This window comes from Herbaspirillum lusitanum P6-12, from assembly GCF_000256565.1.
In the GTDB taxonomy this organism is placed as follows: domain Bacteria; phylum Pseudomonadota; class Gammaproteobacteria; order Burkholderiales; family Burkholderiaceae_D; genus Herbaspirillum; species Herbaspirillum lusitanum.
In genome coordinates this window covers 1-17334 of sequence record NZ_AJHH01000372.1, presented here as the reverse complement: position 1 = coordinate 17334, position 17334 = coordinate 1, and the positions used below count along the sequence as shown (strand labels likewise).

16 protein-coding genes are annotated in these 17334 nt (G+C 61.2%); 7 read left to right on the top strand and 9 right to left on the bottom strand.

From position 1 onward, the window contains the following. Positions 1-221 precede the first annotated feature (221 nt). Positions 222-1178, top strand: a complete 957-nt coding sequence (locus tag HLUSI_RS0111825) for an AraC family transcriptional regulator (RefSeq protein ID WP_157137837.1) — start codon at positions 222-224, stop codon at positions 1176-1178. Positions 1179-1189: 11 nt separating this feature from the next. Here HLUSI_RS0111825 and HLUSI_RS0111820 read toward each other — a convergent pair whose 3' ends face one another. The 9 genes from HLUSI_RS0111820 to HLUSI_RS32630 all read right to left on the bottom strand — a co-directional run bounded on the left by HLUSI_RS0111820 (position 1190) and on the right by HLUSI_RS32630 (position 9292). Next, entirely contained in the window at positions 1190-1486 is a 297-nt protein-coding gene (locus HLUSI_RS0111820) for an FmdB family zinc ribbon protein (RefSeq protein ID WP_016834179.1), read from the bottom strand. An 89-nt stretch (positions 1487-1575) separates the two neighbouring features. Further along, positions 1576-2754 (bottom strand): formamidase, encoded by a 1179-nt coding sequence (fmdA, locus tag HLUSI_RS0111815; protein ID WP_016834178.1) that lies wholly within the window; start codon positions 2752-2754, stop codon positions 1576-1578. 41 nt (positions 2755-2795) lie between these two features. Continuing rightward, positions 2796-3818 carry an aliphatic amidase gene (locus HLUSI_RS0111810; protein ID WP_029363426.1) on the bottom strand — a complete coding sequence of 341 codons (1023 nt, stop codon included), beginning with the start codon at positions 3816-3818 and terminating at the stop codon, positions 2796-2798. A 39-nt stretch (positions 3819-3857) separates the two neighbouring features. Continuing rightward, the gene (gene urtE / locus HLUSI_RS0111805; protein WP_016834176.1) at positions 3858-4547 is read right to left on the bottom strand and encodes an urea ABC transporter ATP-binding subunit UrtE; all 690 of its coding nucleotides are present in this window, start codon (positions 4545-4547) and stop codon (positions 3858-3860) included. A 31-nt stretch (positions 4548-4578) separates the two neighbouring features. Next, positions 4579-5349, bottom strand: coding sequence for an urea ABC transporter ATP-binding protein UrtD (gene urtD, locus HLUSI_RS0111800; RefSeq protein WP_016834175.1), 771 nt, complete (start codon positions 5347-5349; stop codon positions 4579-4581). Further along, positions 5346-6545: an urea ABC transporter permease subunit UrtC gene (gene urtC, locus HLUSI_RS0111795; RefSeq protein ID WP_029363425.1), complete on the bottom strand. Its 1200-nt coding sequence runs from the start codon at positions 6543-6545 to the stop codon at positions 5346-5348. The genes urtD and urtC overlap by 4 nt, the downstream gene beginning before the upstream one ends. A gap of 35 nt (positions 6546-6580) precedes the next feature. Next, positions 6581-7498 (bottom strand): urea ABC transporter permease subunit UrtB, encoded by a 918-nt coding sequence (urtB, locus tag HLUSI_RS0111790; RefSeq protein WP_016834173.1) that lies wholly within the window; start codon positions 7496-7498, stop codon positions 6581-6583. Positions 7499-7647: 149 nt separating this feature from the next. Further along, positions 7648-8910: an urea ABC transporter substrate-binding protein gene (urtA, locus tag HLUSI_RS0111785; RefSeq protein ID WP_016834172.1), complete on the bottom strand. Its 1263-nt coding sequence runs from the start codon at positions 8908-8910 to the stop codon at positions 7648-7650. 19 nt (positions 8911-8929) lie between these two features. Beyond that, a complete protein-coding gene (locus tag HLUSI_RS32630; RefSeq protein WP_157137836.1) occupies positions 8930-9292 on the bottom strand; it encodes a hypothetical protein in 363 nt (120 codons plus the stop codon). 133 nt (positions 9293-9425) lie between these two features. On the opposite strand from HLUSI_RS32630, the gene HLUSI_RS0111775 reads away from it, so the two are divergent. From HLUSI_RS0111775 to HLUSI_RS0111750, 6 genes are all read left to right on the top strand, one after another. Beyond that, positions 9426-12890: a hybrid sensor histidine kinase/response regulator gene (locus HLUSI_RS0111775; protein ID WP_016834171.1), complete on the top strand. Its 3465-nt coding sequence runs from the start codon at positions 9426-9428 to the stop codon at positions 12888-12890. After that, a complete protein-coding gene (locus HLUSI_RS0111770) occupies positions 12871-13896 on the top strand; it encodes a response regulator transcription factor (protein WP_016834170.1) in 1026 nt (341 codons plus the stop codon). Before HLUSI_RS0111775 ends, HLUSI_RS0111770 begins: the two co-directional genes overlap by 20 nt. Before the next feature lie 398 nt (positions 13897-14294). After that, complete coding sequence (locus HLUSI_RS0111765; RefSeq protein ID WP_016834169.1) at positions 14295-14582, top strand: DUF4148 domain-containing protein; 288 nt, start codon at positions 14295-14297, stop codon at positions 14580-14582. Positions 14583-14935: 353 nt separating this feature from the next. Continuing rightward, a complete protein-coding gene (locus tag HLUSI_RS0111760; RefSeq protein ID WP_016834168.1) occupies positions 14936-15772 on the top strand; it encodes an ABC transporter substrate-binding protein in 837 nt (278 codons plus the stop codon). A gap of 81 nt (positions 15773-15853) precedes the next feature. Then, the gene (locus HLUSI_RS0111755; RefSeq protein WP_016834167.1) at positions 15854-16606 is read left to right on the top strand and encodes an amino acid ABC transporter permease; all 753 of its coding nucleotides are present in this window, start codon (positions 15854-15856) and stop codon (positions 16604-16606) included. Next, a partial coding sequence (locus tag HLUSI_RS0111750) for an amino acid ABC transporter permease (protein ID WP_016834166.1) occupies positions 16606-17334 on the top strand: 729 nt, incomplete at its 3' end. The genes HLUSI_RS0111755 and HLUSI_RS0111750, both read left to right, overlap by 1 nt.

Here is a 17334-nt window from a genome sequence, read left to right as displayed (position 1 = left end):
GCCTGATGAAAAAAGTTTTGGATGCAGACATGGCAATTCCTTTGCTGTGCGTGAAAAACAAGAACAAAAACCGACCAGGCCATTATCGATTTCCACGCACGCCGCGGCTGCCGGTTCTTCTCGCATGTTTGCCTGATTCTCTGACGCCGCGATAAACTCAGCGGCAACTACATCGAAACAATGGCACAGTAGCTGCATTGCAAATTGCCGGATTCAATGACATGCCAACCTCCCCGTCACTCAGCCCGCCGAAGGAAGTCCGCCGCCGCATGGTTGAACTGCTGGCGGCGCTGACGCCGCTGGAAGGCTACAACCTGTCGCCGCTGGCCGACGTGCGCTTCCTGCGTTCGAACCGCCCGCTGAAACGCATGCCGGTGCTGTATGAACCGGGCATCGTGATCGTGGCGCAGGGGCGCAAGCGCGGCTATCTCGGTTCGGAAGTGTATTTGTACGACGCCCAGCACTACCTGGCGGTATCGGTGCCGGTGCCGTTTTCGATGGAGACCGACGCCAGCGAAAAGGAGCCGATGCTGGCGATTTACCTGCGGCTGGATTTCAAGGTCGCAGCCGAGCTGATGATGCAGATCGACGACTGTGTCGGACCCAGCGCGGCCAAACCGCGCGGGATGGTGTCGACGCCGATGGAGACGGAACTGGGTATTTCCGTGCTGCGCTTTCTGGAAGCAATGAACGATCCGCTTGAAGCTGAAGTATTGGGACCGTCGCTGCGGCGCGAAATCTATTTCCGCGTGCTGACCGGTCAACAAGGTGGAACAATGCGCGCCGCGCTGACCATGCAGGGCCAGTTCGGCAAGATCTCCCGTGCGATCAGCATGATTCATCGCAGCTATGACGAAGCGCTCGGTATCGATCAACTGGCGAAGGAAGCCGGCATGAGCGTGCCGACCTTCCATGCGCATTTCAAAACGGTGACGGATACCTCGCCGCTGCAATATCTGAAATCGACGCGGCTGCATCAGGCGCGCCTGCTGATGCTGCGCAACGGCATGACGGCGGGCGCCGCCTGTGCGCAAGTCGGCTATGAAAGCGCGTCGCAGTTCAGCCGCGAATTCAAGCGCCTGTTCGGCCGCACGCCAGTGGAAGAAGTCGACCGCATGCGCAAGAGCTTTGCGCTGCCGCCGCACGAGGACGGCGCGCAGTTCGTTTCTTCACATTGATCGCGTGAACCTCAGGTCAGGCAAATACTGCAGCTGTGTCCCTTGCAGTTATGCAGCACGCTGCTGCGCCCCGCACCCGCATGCGCGCCGGGACCTGCTGCGCCCTGTCCTGCGAGCTGCTCGGCGCCATTGCGCGGACGCCAGCGTTGCGTCACCTGCACGCCGACGCGCGCACCGGTCAACATCGGTGCGGCAATGGTGTCCTCCTTGCAGTAGGGGCATGCGACCTGACCGTGCAAGGCCTGCATCTTGAGTAATTTTTCAAAGATGCCTTCGCAGTGGCTGCAGCGGATATCGTATAAGGGCATGTTCTGCTCCGGTGTAGCGATGGTTCGGATAGACGAATTGCGGACGGAATGCAGCCTCCATCCGCAACAGGGGCTAAAGGACTGAACGACTAGGGCTTTCGTCCCCAGTACGACTTGTCGTTCAGCATGCCTTTCGGCGTGATGTCCTGATCGAAGATCGAGGTCGGCAACGACACCGTACATGCGCAGTTCGGGATATCCACGATGCCTCCGATGCGTCCCTCCACCGGTGCGGCGGTCAGCAGCATGTAGGCCTGGCTGCCGGTGTAGCCGAAGTGGGTCAGGTAGTCGATCGCTTTCAGGCAGGCCTGGCGATAGGCGACGGTGGCGTCGAGGTAATAGTTGACGCCGTTCTCGACGCTGATGCCTTCGAAGGTCAGCCATTGCTCGTAGTGCGGCTTGACGATGCTCGGCATGAAGATCGGCGAAGTGATGTTGTACTTCGCCATGCCGCCCTTGATCAGGTCGAAGCCGACGTGGCTGACGCCGTCCATTTCAATCGCGCCGCAGAAACCGATCTCGCCGTCGCCTTGCGAGAAGTGCAAATCGCCCATCGAGAAGCCGGCGCCCTTCACATACACCGGGAAGAAGATGCGGGTACCCGCCGACAGGTCCTTGATGTCGGTATTGCCGCCATGCTCCCGCGGCGGCACGGTGCGCGCCGCCACCTTGGCCATCTCGTCGAACTTGGCCCCGGTCAGGCCGCGCAGCACGGCGGTGCTGGGGTTCGGTGGCTGCGCCAGGCCCTTGGCGGCCAGCGGAGCTTCGCGCCGGTTCCATTCGGCCAGCAGATCGTGCGACGGCAGACATCCCATCAGGCCCGGATGCGTGAGACCGGCGATGCGCACGCCGGGGATGTGGCGCGAGGTGGCGTACAGGCCCTTCAGGTCCCAGATGGCCTTGTCGGCATCGGGAAAATAATCGGCCAGGAAGCCGCCGCCGTTTTCCTTGGAGAACACGCCCGAGAAACCCACCGGCGTGACCGGCTTGATGTCGAGCAGATCGATCACCAGCAGGTCGCCCGGCTCGGCGCCTTCGACATGGAAAGGACCGGTCAGCGGATGTGCGCGCGTGAGGTCGACGTTCTTGACGTCGGAGATATCGTCGGTGTCCTTGATCTGTGCATCGAGGAAATCCAGCGACTCGATCAGGATGGACTCGCCCGGCTTGACCGACGACAGGAAAGGCAGGTCGGGATGCCAGCGGTTGTGGCCGAGTTCAGGCTGCTCTGCCAGCGGTACGCCGGGCTTGATCTTGAAATGTTGCATGCGACTCTCCTTGTCGTGTGGAATAAGGGTGAATTGACGATTTATTCGTTGGGAATGCCGGGCACCGGACATTCCGGCGTGCCGGCGGTCTTGCGCGTGATCGCCTCCACCTGGGCGCGTGCCGCCTGCGGATCGTTGACCCAGGTCTTGTAGAAATCAAAGGGGCAATCGGCCACGCCCGCCGACGACTCGCCGGAATTGATCTTGCCGGTGTAGCCGCGGTGCACCAGCTTGAACAGATGGTTCTGCGACTGCCAGTTGCGGCGCGCATCGCGGATCGCGCCGACCGACAGTTCGGCGTACTGGATGCCCATCTCTTCGGTCTCGCATTCGCCCAGCGTGCGACCGTCGAAACCGACGATCGCCGAGTGGCCGAAATAGGAATACACGCCGTCGAAGCCGGCCGCGTTGGCGACGGCGACGTAGACGTTGTTCATCCACGCCATCGCCTTGGACACCAGTATTTGCTGTTCCTTGGCCGGATACATGTAACCCTGGCAGCGTACGATCAGTTCGGCGCCCTTCATGGCGCAGTCGCGCCAGATTTCCGGATAGTTGCCGTCGTCGCAGATGATCAGGCTGACCTTCAGTCCCTTGGGGCCGTCGCAAACGTAAGTGGTGTCGCCCGGATACCAGCCCTCGATCGGCGTCCACGGCATGATCTTGCGGTACTTCTGCACGATCTCGCCCTGGTTGTTGATCAGGATCAGCGTGTTGTACGGCGCCTTGTGCGGATGCTCTTCGTGGCGCTCGCCGGTCAGCGAGAACACGCCCCAGACATCGGCGATGCGGCAGGCTTCCGAAAACACGCGGGTCTCTTCGCCGGGAATGCTGGCGGCGGTGTCGTACATTTCCTTCTCGTCGTACATGATGCCGTGCGTCGAGTACTCCGGGAAAATGACCAGATCGAGGCCCGGCAAACCTTGCTTCATGCCGATCAGCATGGCTGCGATCCGGTTGACGTTGTCCATCACTTCAGCGCGGGTGTGCAGGCGCGGCATCTTGTAGTTGACGACCGCCACGCCCACCGCGTCTTTACTGCTTGATATGTCTCCATGCCTCATGACGCCACTCCTTTTTCAAAACGGTTGCAGAACAACTTCTTAAACAGACAAGTACTTGCTGATGGTTGGCGCATCGACGTTGGCGCGCGTGTCTTCATAGACGAAGCGGCCCTTGTCGATGACCAGGAAGCGATCGGCGATGTCCAGCGTGAAGCTCAGCACCTGTTCCGACACGATGATGGTGAGCTCGCGGATCTTGCGGATTTCTTTCAGGCTGCGCGCGATGTCCTTGATGATGGACGGCTGGATGCCCTCGGTCGGCTCGTCCAGCAGCAGCACGCGCGGATTGGTCGCCAGCGCGCGCGCAATCGCCAGCTGCTGCTGCTGGCCGCCCGACAGGTTGCCGCCCTTGCGGCTGCGCATTTCGTACAGCACCGGGAACAGCGCGTACAACTCGTCCGGCACCTTGCCGCGCGCATCGGCGGCGAGACCGGTCTGTATGTTTTCCAGCACCGTCATGCCGGGAAAAATCATGCGGCCCTGCGGCACGTAGGCGACGCCGCGCGAGACGCGCTGGTGGCTTTCCATGGCGCCCAGTTCGACGCCGTCGATCTTGATGCTGCCGTCGCGCAGCGGCAGGATGCCCATCAGCGTCTTGAACAGCGTGGTCTTGCCCATGCCGTTGCGGCCCATGACGGCGACGATTTCTTCCTTCGCCACCGACAAGTTGATGTCGTGGATGACGGCGCTCTGGCCGTAGCCGGAGGCGAGATGGGATACGTTGAACATGGCTGGCTCCGAAATTGAATGAATGGCCGACTCAGTGACCTAAATACACGTCGATAACTTTGGGATCGGACTGCACCTTGTCCATGCTGCCCTCGGCGAGGATTTTTCCCTGATGCAGCACGGTCACCTTGTGCGCGATGCTCTTGACGAAATCCATGTCGTGCTCGATCACCACCACCGAACGGCCCTGGCTGATGCGGCCCAGCAGCTGCGCGGTCTTTTCGCGCTCGGACACGCTCATACCGGCGACCGGCTCGTCCAGCATCAGCAGTTCCGGCTCCTGCATCAGCAGCATGCCGATCTCCAGCCATTGCTTCTGGCCGTGCGACAGCAGGTCGGCCTGGGTATACAAATGCTGGTCGAGGAAGATCTCCGCCGCCACCGATTCGACGCGCGCCACCACGTCGGCGGTGCGCTTGAAGGTCAGCGCGCCGAACACCTTGCGGCCGCGCGGAAAGGACATCTCCAGGTTCTCGAACACGCTGAGGTTTTCGTAGATGGATGGCGTCTGGAACTTGCGACCGACGCCGACGCGCACGATGGCGTGCTCGCTCATCTTGGTCAGCTCGTGATTGTTGAAACGGATGCTGCCCGAGGTGGCCTGGGTCTTGCCGCAGATCAGGTCCAGCACGGTGGTCTTGCCGGCGGCGCCGTTGGGGCCGATCACCACGCGCACTTCATTGCGCTGGACATACAGGTTGAGCTTGTCGACCGCCTTGAAGCCGTCGAAGGAAACCGTCAGGTCTTCAATCGCCAGAACCGGGTGATCGGTCGATTCGAATCCGATGGGTGCGTTGCTCATTTGCTGGCCTCCAGGTTGGCGCCGTCGAGATGGATGTCGGTCGGATCGGTCTTGGCGGCGGCTTTCGGCTTCGCCGGTTCGGGCGGCGCCGCTTTCTTGCGCGAGAACTTCGCCAGGAAGTTGGCCAATAATTTCTTGCCCTGCTTTTCATACACGCCGGCCAGGCCGTTGGGGAAGTACATCACCACCGCGATGAACAGGCCGCCCATCAGGAACAGCCACAGCTCGGGGAAGGTCTCGGAGAAATAAGTCTTGCCGAAGTTGACCAGCAGCGTGCCGTACACCGCGCCCAGCAGCGACATGCGACCGCCGACCGCGGCGTAGATCACCATCTCGATCGACGGCACGATGCCGACGAAGGACGGCGACATGAAGCCGACCTGCAAGGTGAACATGGCGCCGCCGATGGCCGAGAACATCGCCGCCACGCAGAACACGAACACCTTGAAGCTGGCGACGTCGTAGCCGGAGAAACGCACGCGTTCTTCCTTGTCGCGCATCGCCATCAGCAGGCGGCCGAGCTTGGAGGTCAGGATGTAGCGGCCGAACAGGATGCAGGCGAACAGCAGGCCGGCATTGACGAAGTACAGGATCACCTTGGCGCTGTCGGTGCGGATATCCCAACCCATCAGCGTCTTCAGGTCGGTGATGCCGTTGACGCCGCCGGTCAGGCCTTGCTGGCCGATGATCAGGATCGACAGGATCGCGGCAATCGCCTGCGTCACGATGGAGAAGTAGACGTCGCCGACACGGCGCTTGAACATCGCCGTGCCGATGATCAGCGCCAGCAGTGTCGGCACCGCCAGCACTGCCAGCACGGTGAAGCTGAAGCTGTGGAAGGGCTGCCACATCGCCGGCAGCGAGGTAATCTGGTTCCAGTCCATGAAGTCGGGGATGCCCGGCGTGGACTGAATTTTTGTGCTGATCGGGTCCGAGGCTTCCAGCTTCAGGAACATCGCCATGCAGTAGCCGCCAACGCCGAAGAACACGCCCTGGCCGAGGCTCAGGATGCCGCCGTAGCCCCAGCACAGCACCAGGCCGACGGCGACGAAGGCGTAGGACAGGTATTTGCCGACAAGATTGAGACGGAAGATATCCAGGCCGAGCGGAAAGACCACCAGCAACAGCACGCCCAGTATCAGCAAGCCCATCAATCCGGACCTGCCTCCCAATAATTTTTCGTATGCTGCATTCATTGTTGAGCCTCGCTGAGGGAAATCTGTAAGACGATTCATTTACGTACGCGCACCGAGAACAAGCCCTGCGGACGCAGCATCAGGATCAGGATCACCGCCGACAGCGTCAGCACCTTGGCCATCGAACCGGTCAGGAAGAACTCGGCAGTGGACTGCGTCTGCGCAATCGAGAAGGCCGAAGCGATCGTGCCGATCAGGCTCTGCGCGCCGCCGAACACCACCACCAGGAAGGTGTCGACGATGTACAGCGAACCACTGGTGGGACCGGTCGAGCCGATCGTGGTGAACGCCGCGCCGGCCACGCCCGCCACGCCGCAACCGAGGGCGAAGGTGGTGCGGTCGACCTTGCGGGTATTGATGCCGACGGCGCCGCTCATGACGCGGTTCTGCATGGTGGCGCGCACTTGCAGGCCCCAGCGCGAACGGAACAGCAGGATGAAGATGGTGCCGGTCAGCAGCAGCGTCAGCACCATCATGAACAGGCCGTTGATCGGGATGTCGATGTTCTCGGTCGGCTTGAACGAGCCGAGCAGCCAGTCCGGCAAGGTCGCGCTGACTTCCTTGGCGCCGAAAATGGAGCGGAAGGTCTGCTGCATCGCCAGGCTCAGGCCCCAGGTCGCCAGCAGCGTATCGAGCGGGCGTTTGTAGAGCCGGCTGATCAGCAGCAGCTCGGTCAGGTAGCCAAAGCCGTAGGCGACGATGAACGACAGCACCACCGCGCCGAAGAAATAGAACGGTTGCAGGCTGGGCGCATAAGTCGTGGTCAGGTGCGACAGCAGATAGGTGATGTAGGCGCCGATGGTCAGGAACTCGCCATGCGCCATGTTGATCACGCCCATCTGGCCGAAGATGATGGCCAGGCCCAACGCCATCAGCAGCAGCACGCAAAACACCGAGAGGCCGTTGAAGCCCTGCATGGCGAAGATGGCGAAAAATTCGGATAGAGAAACCATGTTGACTCCCGCCCTGGGTGATTGATAAGCAATGTCTGGGTACTTCAACTGTTCAACTTCAACTTCAATTTCAACTGCATGGGCGGCAGCGCCCGCATGTCACTACAGACGCCGCCGCTTTGCTGCCAACAAAAATTACCGCCGGGCGATTATTGATAGCCCTTGGGGAAAGGATTCGGCTCGATCAGGTCGGATTCATAGATGACCTTGAACTGACCGTCCTTCTGCGCTTCGCCGATGCGGGTCTTGCTCCACAGGTGATGGTTGGCGTGGACCTTGACGTAGCCTTCCGGCGCGGTCTTCAGCTCCAGGCCCGGCGAGGCGGCGACCACCTTGTCGACGTCGAAGCTGCCGGCTTTTTCAACCGCGGCCTTCCACAGCCACGGGCCGAGGTAGGCTGCCTGCGTGACGTCGCCGATCACTGAATTGGCGCCGAACTTGGCCTTGAACTCGGCCACGAATTTCTTGTTGTTCGGGTTGTCGAGGCTTTGGAAATATTTCATCGAGGCGTAGAAGCCTTCGACGTTTTCGCCGCCGATGCCGAGCATTTCATCTTCGGTCACGGAGATGGTCAGCAGGTTTTGCGTCTTGGCGGTGACGCCGGCTGCTTTCAGCTGCTTGTAGAACGCCACGTTGCTGCCGCCGACCACGTCGGCAAAAATCACGTCCGGTTTTTTCAGCTTGATCTTGTTGATCAGCGAGCCAAATTGCGTATTGCCGAGCGGGTAATACTCTTCGCCGACCACCGACCCCTTGAGCACGTTCTCGATGTGCTTGCGGGCGATCTTGTTGGAAGTGCGCGGCCAGATGTAGTCGGAGCCGATCAGGAAGAAGGTCTTGGCCTTCTTCTCTTTTGCCACCCAGTTGAGGCCGGCCAGCACCTGTTGCGTGGCTTCCTGGCCGGTGTAGAACACGTTCTTGGATTGCTCCAGGCCTTCATAGAAGGTCGGGTAGTAGAGCAGGCCGTTGTCCTTTTCGAAGACCGGCAGCACGGCCTTGCGCGAGGCCGAGGTCCAGCAGCCGAACACGGCGGCGACGTGGTCGTTCTCGAGCAGCTTCTTGGCTTTTTCGGCAAAGGTCGGCCAGTCGCTGGCGCCGTCTTCCTGGATGATCTTGATCTTGCGGCCGAGGATGCCGCCCATGGAGTTGATCTGATCGATCGCCAGGCGCTCGGCCTGGATCGAACCGGTTTCGCTGATCGCCATGGTGCCGGTGGCCGAGTGCAACTGGCCGACCGTGACTTCAGTGTCCGTGATGGCCAGCTTGGTGGTGTTGACCTTGGCGGTCGGGAACTGCTGCGCCATGGCCAGGCCGGGGAACGCCATGGCTGCACCGGCGGCGCCTGCGACGATGCCCATCATGATCTTGCGGCGTTGCGATGAAGGCGGTTTGGAAGAGGAACGGTGCGACATGCGGTACTCCTTTCGAGCGTTATTGGAAGTAATCGGACGTGGTCGTGTCGATCAGGCTGAATCGATTGAAACAAAACGAGGCGAAAGCCGGGACCGACATGCGAGTGTTCTCTCCCTCCCGCTGTGCTTCCTGCTCGTTCTGGGATGGAGAATAGGTTTTGCGGTGCGGCGCAACAATACGTTGTTTGACGTAAAACCGGATGACCGGTGGGCGTGATCCCTTGCGCCCGGTCGCACAGGTTTCGCTCGTGCACGGCATGGTATTGGTGCGTTTTCCGGCCGCAAGAAGGCGATGCCGGTGCCGTGTTTTGGTGAATCGGGAAGGAACGCCGGGGAAACACGCGGGGTGCAGGCGCGATGCCTGCCTGTCCGCATACGTCATTTGACGTATGCCGCAGTTCGCCGATTGGTTTGAAAATTGCTTCGTCGGGAAGAAGTCGCGACAGTTGCACCCGGAGTGTCGGAGTCGCCGCTTTCACCCTCACCCCGGCATTGATCACCAACGCGAGCAAAAATTGACCAATCCCGCCATCCAACGCATCGTCAAGGTCCGGCGCGACTACAACACCTGGGTCGCCAACGAGACGCTGGAAGACTACGCGCTGCGCTATACGCCGCGCTCGTTCCGGCGCTGGTCGGAATTCCGCCTGGCCAATACGGCGCTGGGCGCGACCTCGTTCCTGGCGCTGGAGGCAATCAGCGGCGCCATCACCCTGAGTTATGGATTTACCAACACCTTCTGGGCGATCGCCTGCGTGGTGGTGCTGTTCTTCCTGACCGGGTTGCCGATCAGTTATTACGCCGCCAGGTACGGCGTCGACATGGACCTGCTCACGCGCGGCGCCGGCTTCGGCTACATCGGCTCGACCGTCACCTCGCTGATCTACGCCAGCTTCACCTTCATCTTCTTTGCGCTGGAGGCGGCCATCATGGCGCAGGCCATCGAAATCTATTTCGGCCTGCCTCTGGTCTACGGCTACGTGCTGTGTTCGCTGATCGTGATCCCGATGGTGGCGTACGGCATCACGTTGATCAACCGGCTGCAAATGTGGACCCAGCCGTTGTGGATCGTGCTGCTGACGCTGCCGTATATCTGCGTCCTCTATAAGGAACCGGATGCGCTCACCAACCTGATCACCTTTTCCGGGCGTGCCGAAGAAGGCGGTTCGTTCAACATCTATCTGTTCGGCGCGGCGGCGACGGTGGCGTTTTCGCTGATCGCCCAGATCGGCGAACAGGTCGACTTCCTGCGCTTCCTGCCGGAGAAGACCCAGGCCAATCGCGGCCGCTGGTGGACCGCACTGCTTCTGGCGGGACCGGGATGGATCCTGCTGGGCGGCGCCAAGATGCTGGGCGGCGCGCTGCTGGCCTTCCTGGCCGTGCAACATGAAGTACCGATGGGCAAGGCGGTGGAGCCGACCCAGATGTACCTGATCGGCTATCAGTACGTGTTCTCCAATCCGGCGCTGGTGCTGGCTGCGGTGGCGCTGTTCGTGGTGGTGTCGCAGATCAAGATCAACGTCACCAACGCCTACGCCGGCTCGCTGGCGTGGTCCAACTTCTTCGCGCGGCTGACGCACAGCCATCCGGGCCGCGTGGTGTGGCTGGTGTTCAACGTGCTGATCGCGGTGCTGCTGATGGAGCTCGGCGTGTTCAATGCGCTGGAACACGTGCTGGCGTTGTACAGCCTGGTGGCAATCTCGTGGATCGGCGCGGTGGTGTCGGACCTGGTGATCAACAAGCCGCTCAAGCTGAGCCCGGCGCATATCGAGTTCAAGCGCGCGCACCTGTATGACATCAATCCGGTCGGCGTCGGTTCGATGGCGATCGCCTCCATTCTTTCCGCCATCGCCATGTCCGGCGTGCTCGGCAAACTGGCGGCCGCGATGTCGCCGTTCATCGCGCTCGGCACCGCCATGCTGATGGCGCCGCTGATCGCCATCGCGACCAGGAGCCGCTATTACATCGCGCGCAAAGACACCTTGCCTGAACATCTCCATACGGGAAAAAATTCGGATCACCAGCACGCCGCACTCGAATGCGTCATCTGCGGCAACCAGTTCGAGATGCCCGACATGGCGCACTGCCCGGCGTACCAGGGCGCGATCTGTTCGCTGTGCTGCTCGCTCGACGCGCGCTGCAACGACCGCTGCAAGACGCCGGCGGCGCGTTTGCCGAACCAGGTGTTCAGCACCTTGCAGGCGCTGCTGCCGTCGCGCTTCACGCTCAAGCTCAATACCCGCATCGGCCATTACCTGATTGTGTTCGGCCTGCTCTCGGGCGGACTGGCGGTGGTGCTGTGGATGCTGTACTTCCAGCAGATGGCGGGCATCTCCGGGCTGACGCCGAGCGGTCCGGATTCCATCCAGAGCATTTTCATCAAGCTGTTCTGTACGCTGCTGGTGCTGATCGGCGTCGGCTCCTGGTGGCTGATCCTGACCAACGAAAGCCGCAGCGTCGCGCACGAAGAATCCGAACGCCAGACCAATCTGCTGCTGCAGGAAATCGAAGCCCACAAACAGACCGACGCCGAACTGCAACGCGCCAAGGAAGCCGCCGAATCCGCCAATCTGGCCAAGAGCCGCTTCGTCACCGGCATGAGCCATGAACTGCGCACGCCGCTCAACAGCATCCTCGGTTACGCGCAGATCCTGCATGTCGACGCCACCATCCCGCCGGCGCGCAAGGATGCCATCGCGGTGATCCGCCGCAGCGGCGAACATCTGCTGAGCCTGATCGACGGTTTGCTCGACATCGCCAAGATCGAAGCCGGCAAGATGCGCCTGGCCTCGGATGAGCTGGCGCTGTGGGAGTTCCTCGAACAGATCGCCGGCATGTTCGCGCCGCAGGCGGAACAGAAGGGCCTGAGCTTCCGCTTCGAAAAGACCGGCCGCATCCCGCACATCGTGCACGCCGACCAGAAGCGCCTGCGCCAGATCCTGATCAACCTGCTCGGCAATGCCGTCAAGTTCACCGACAGCGGCAGCGTGACGGTGCGCGTGCGTTACCTGCGCGAGATCGCCTACTTCGACATCATCGACACCGGCATCGGGATTGCCGACGACGACCTGGAACGCATCTTCCTGCCGTTCGAGCGCAGCAACGCCGCCAACCTGCGCGAAGACATCGGCACCGGCCTCGGCCTGGCGATCAGCAGCATGCTTACCCACATCATGGGCGGCGAGCTGGCGGTAAAGAGCAAGGTCGGCAGCGGCAGCAGCTTCCACCTGAAGATCTATCTGCCGGAAGTGCACGTGCCGCGTCCGCGCCTGAAGCTGGAAGACCAGATGTCGGGTTACATCGGCCCCTCCAAGCGCGTGCTGGTGGTCGACGACCAGGCTTCGCAACGGCTGCTGCTCAAGGAGATGCTGCTGCCGCTGGGCTTCGAGGTGGTCGAGGCCGACGGCGGCATCGCCTGCCTGGAAGAACTGGCGCGAGGCATACCGGACCTGGTGCTGCTCGACATCGCCATGCCGCAGATGGATGGCTGGAGCGTGGCGCGCGCCATCCGCGCGCGCGGACTGGCGCAGCTTCCCATCCTGCTGGTCTCGGCCAATGCGTTCGAGAGCGGACACGAGCGCAGCAACGACGGCGACGGCCTTGAGCCGCCGCTGTACAACGACTTCGTGGTCAAGCCGGTGTCATACACCGAATTGCTGTCGAAGATCCGGCAGCAGCTGCGCATCGACTGGGTGTCGGCGGCCTTGCCTCCTCCCCTGTCTTCGGCGCCGGTGAAGGAAACCGTCGTCGCGCAGCCGATGATGCTGATGCCGTCGCAGGAAAAGTTGCAGGCGCTGCTGGAGCTCGGCTCCATCGGTTACGCCAAGGGCATCCTCAAGAAGATCGACGAGATGGAACAACAGAGTTCGGCTTACCTTCCCTTCACCACGGAACTCAGGCAACTGGTCAAACAGTTCCGCCTGAATGAATATGTCACCCGTATCAAGGAGATGATTCGTCATGATGTCAACAACGTTTGATCGGCATGTCGTCCTGATCGTCGACGACAAGCCAGACAACCTGGCCATGCTGTCCGACTCGCTCGACGAGAGCGGCCACATCGTGCTGGTCGCCACCGACGGCATCAGCGCGCTGGAGCGGCTCGACTACATCACGCCGGACCTGATCCTGCTGGACGCCATGATGCCGGGCATCGACGGTTTTGAAACCTGCAAGCGCATCAAGCTGATCAAGAGCGTCAACCACGTGCCGGTGGTGTTCATGACCGGCCTGACGGAGACCGAGCACGTGGTGCGCGGCTTCGAGGTCGGCGGCATCGACTACGTGACCAAGCCGATCAAGCCGCAGGAAGTGGTCGCGCGCATCGGCGCCCACATCAAGACCGCGCGCATGATGTCGCAGGCGCGCGGCATGCTCGAACACGCCGCCCATGCCGTGATCGTCCTCAGCGGCAACGGCCTGCCGCTGTGGCAAACCAGCAAGGCTTCGCTATGGCTGGAAAAATATTTCCCTGCCGGGGCCGGCGCCAATGCCACGCACAAATTGCCGATGATGCTGCAATCCTGGCTTAACGAAAGCCTGGTGCGTCAACGGCAAGGCAATGGCGACATCCGCCCGCTGGTCGTGACGCAAGGCGACTGCGAACTGCGCGTCGCTCTCTCTGCTGCGGGACAAGGACACGAGATCACCTTGCTGCTGGAAGAAAAGAATCTTGCCGCCGACATCGCTGCGAGCTCGTCGATTGCGGCGATGCGTCCGACGCTCGGCCACGACGCCTCAGCCAATCCGCCGGCGGGATGCTTTCACCTGACCCCGCGCGAAAGCGACGTGCTGGCATGGCTGGGCAAGGGCAAGACCAACCGCGACATCGCCGAGATCCTCGGCATGAGTCCGCGCACGGTGAACAAGCACCTCGAACACATCTTCGTCAAACTCGGCGTGGAGACACGCTCGGCGGCGGCGGTGCTGGCGAGCAGCCTGCAACAGATGCCAACCCCGAGGAGCGGCGGCGGCCTCCTGCAGTAAGCGGCATCCGGCTCAACGCTTCTTCGCAGGCCCTTGAACGCGGGGCGAAAAGTTTTCATCGACCGCATTGAAACCACCGGCGCTGATTCTGTATTCGCCTTTCCGGAACAATCGTGGTCGGCCGCTGAAACGTGCACGAAAAATCGGCGGATTTATCCGAACAATACCGGTGATTATCCGTCCGCCATGAACAAAGGCCTTCAGTCAGACGATCTGTGTATATCAGTCATTCTCTTTTCAGATAACGCAAAAATAAGTGGTTGCAAAACAAAACTCTGAACCTATCTCGGTAGTGCGCCCGGCAGTACAGGAAATTTTCTTCACCAGATTTCTGCCGGCATCGCTGTTGTTCCAACCAGATACTTCAACTTAATTGCAACTTACTCAGAGAGAATAAAATGAACATCGCCAAAATTATCGCTGCTACTGCCCTGATCGCCGCCGCCGGTTCCGCACTTGCTGAAACCCCCTATCCGCCACAACAAGCTTTCACCTCGACCAAGACCCGCGCTGAAGTCGTCGCCGAAGTGAAGCAAGCCGGTGGCGACCTGGGTCGTCGCAACTACCAGGACACCTTCAATCCTGCTCCTGTCGTATCGAACAAGACCCGTGCCGACGTCCTGGCCGAACTCAGCCAGACTCGCGGCGACGTCGCCCGCAACAACTACATCAACACCACACGTTGATCGACCGCTGCATGTCGATGACAGACAGTCCGCCCCGGCGCCACGCCGCCGCGGACTGAAGTTGTTTATTGAAGTTATTTAACTGACCGGCGAACTGCAATCTCTGCAATGACGCCGGTTTGTCGTGTTCTTCCCTCCTTATTTTCCTTCAACTTCCGCTGCTACCCCCACGCGTTTTTCCTGTGCCGTTTTCCGCATAAACAAAGCCGTAAATAGTCGTTCCCAGATCCCGTCACGTCTTCCTATACTCGCTCCCATTTGGTGCATCCGCGCCAACGGGATGTACGACCACGCCGGTTATCCGCCTGCATTGAAATGCATCCCGCCATTTCACGACAACAAGGAAAATATCCATGAAATTGCGTGCTTCACTGTCCCCCTTTTTCTTTGCATCCGCCGTTGCGCTGACCCTGCTGCCGGTCGCCGCCCACGCCGACAAGCTCGACGACATCAGGAAGGCCGGCGTACTGCGCGTGGCGGCTTTTGATGGCAATCCGCCGTTCGGCTACGTCGATGCGACCAGCAAGAAAATCGTCGGCCTCGACATCGACTACGCCAATGAACTCGGCAAGAAACTCGGCGTGAAGGTTGAAATCGTTCCGACCAATCCCGCCAACCGCATTCCGCTGCTGTCGTCCAACAAGGTCGATCTGGTGTTCGCCAATTTCACCATCACCGAAGACCGCGCCAAGGTCATCGACTTCAGCATTCCTTACTTCGCCTCGGGCCAGCAATTCCTCGCCAGGAAGGGCGTGCTGAAGAACGCCGACGGCATCAAGGACATCCGCGTCGGCACCGACAAGGGCACCACCATGGAAACCACCCTGCGTGAGAAGTATCCCGACACCAAGGTGGTGCTGTATGACGACACCCCGCTCGGCCTGGCCGCGCTGCGAAACGGCAACATCCAGGCGTTCAGCCAGGACGGTTCCAAGCTGACCGCGATCCTGGCAGGACTGCCGGACAAGGACAAATACGAAATCCCGGCCTTCGCCATCTCGGAAGAATATGAAGGCGTCGGCGTGCCCAAGGGCGAAGCGCGCCTGGTTTCCTACCTGAACGATTGGCTGCGCGATCTCGAGAAGAACGGCACCGCGCAACAGATCTACGACAAGTGGTTCGGCCCGCAAAGCAAATCGCCGCTGCCGCGCCTGTTCAAGATCGGCGACGCCAAGCTGCGCGACAAGTAAGCGGATCGCCCGCGATGAGAACCAGCCGCCCTGTGCGGCTGTTCTCGTTTGACTGCGCCAATGATTTCCACCGGTTACTGAATGCTCTCCCATTTCGACACCAGCCAGCTGCTCGCCCCCAAATACCTGCTGTGGATGTGGCACGGCTTCCAGACCACTTTGCTGCTCAGTGCCGCGACGGTGGTGCTGGCGACGCTGCTCGGCTTCTTCCTGGCGGCGGCGCGTTCAAGCGCGCATCCCGGCTTGCGCGTGCCGGCCGCGGCCTACACTTCGCTGTTCCGCAACACGCCGCTGCTGGTGCAATTGCTGTTCTGGTATTTCGGCGTGCCCGGCCTGTTCCCCGAAGGGGCGATGGAGTGGCTCAACGCCGCCCACAGCATCCGCTTCCTGGGCGTGCTGACGCTGAGCTGGCCATCGTTTGAATTCCTGGCGGCGATGATCGGCGTGGTGCTCTACTCCACCGCCTACGTCAGCGAAGAAATCCGCGCCGGCATGCGCGGCGTGCCGGCCACGCAATCGCTGGCGGGCGCCGCCATCGGCCTGACCCGCTTGCAGGTGGTGCGCTACATCGTGCTGCCGCAAGCCGTGCGCATTGCGCTGCCGCCGCTGCTGGGCCAATACATGAACATTCTCAAGAACACTTCGCTGACGATGGCCATCGGCCTCGCCGAACTGTCGTACACCTCGCGTCAGGTGGAGGCCGAGACCTTCCGCACCTTCCAGGCCTTCGGCTTCGCCACGTTGCTGTACATCGTCGCCATCGCGCTGATCGAGAGCGTCGGCCACTGGCATCTGCAGGCGCGCCTCGCACATGACGGCAAGGGGAGGCATTGATGGAATTCGCCGTGCTGCTCGACAACCTGCCCTATCTGCTGTGGGGTTCGTACCCTGACGGACCGCTCGGCGGCGCCGCGCTGACGCTGCTGCTGAGCATAGGCTCGGCGCTGCTGTCGGCGCTGCTGGGCGTGGTGTTCGGCGTGGTGCTGGCGATGAGTAGCGGCGCGGTGCGCAAGCTGCTGACGCTGGCGCTGGGGTTCTTCCGCGCGATTCCCGTGCTGATGCTGATCTTCTGGACTTACTTCCTGCTGCCGATTGCCTTCGGCATTGACGTACCCGGCGTGCTGTCGGTGATGTTTGCGTTGTCGCTGGTGAGCGCCGCCTATCTGGCGCATTCAGTGGCGGCCGGCATTGCCGGCATCCGCAGCGGCCAGTGGGACGCCGGCCTCTCGCTCGGCCTGCCGCGCCTGCATGTGCTGCGCTGGATCGTGCTGCCGCAGGCGCTGCAGATGATGCTGCCGTCCTTCGTCAATCAGTGGGTGACGCTGATCAAGGACAGCTCGTTGGCCTACATCGTCGGCGTCGGTGAATTGTCGTTCGTGGCATCGCAGGTGAACAGCCGGCTGATGATTTATCCGATGGAGATTTTCATGTTCGTCGGCGCCATTTACTTCGTGTTGTGCTCGGCGCTGGAACAGTTTGCGGCGTGGGTTGGACGCTACTTCCATCCTGAGGCAATCGCTGCACGACATGCGACTCATACACTCAAGAAAGAACCGGAAAAC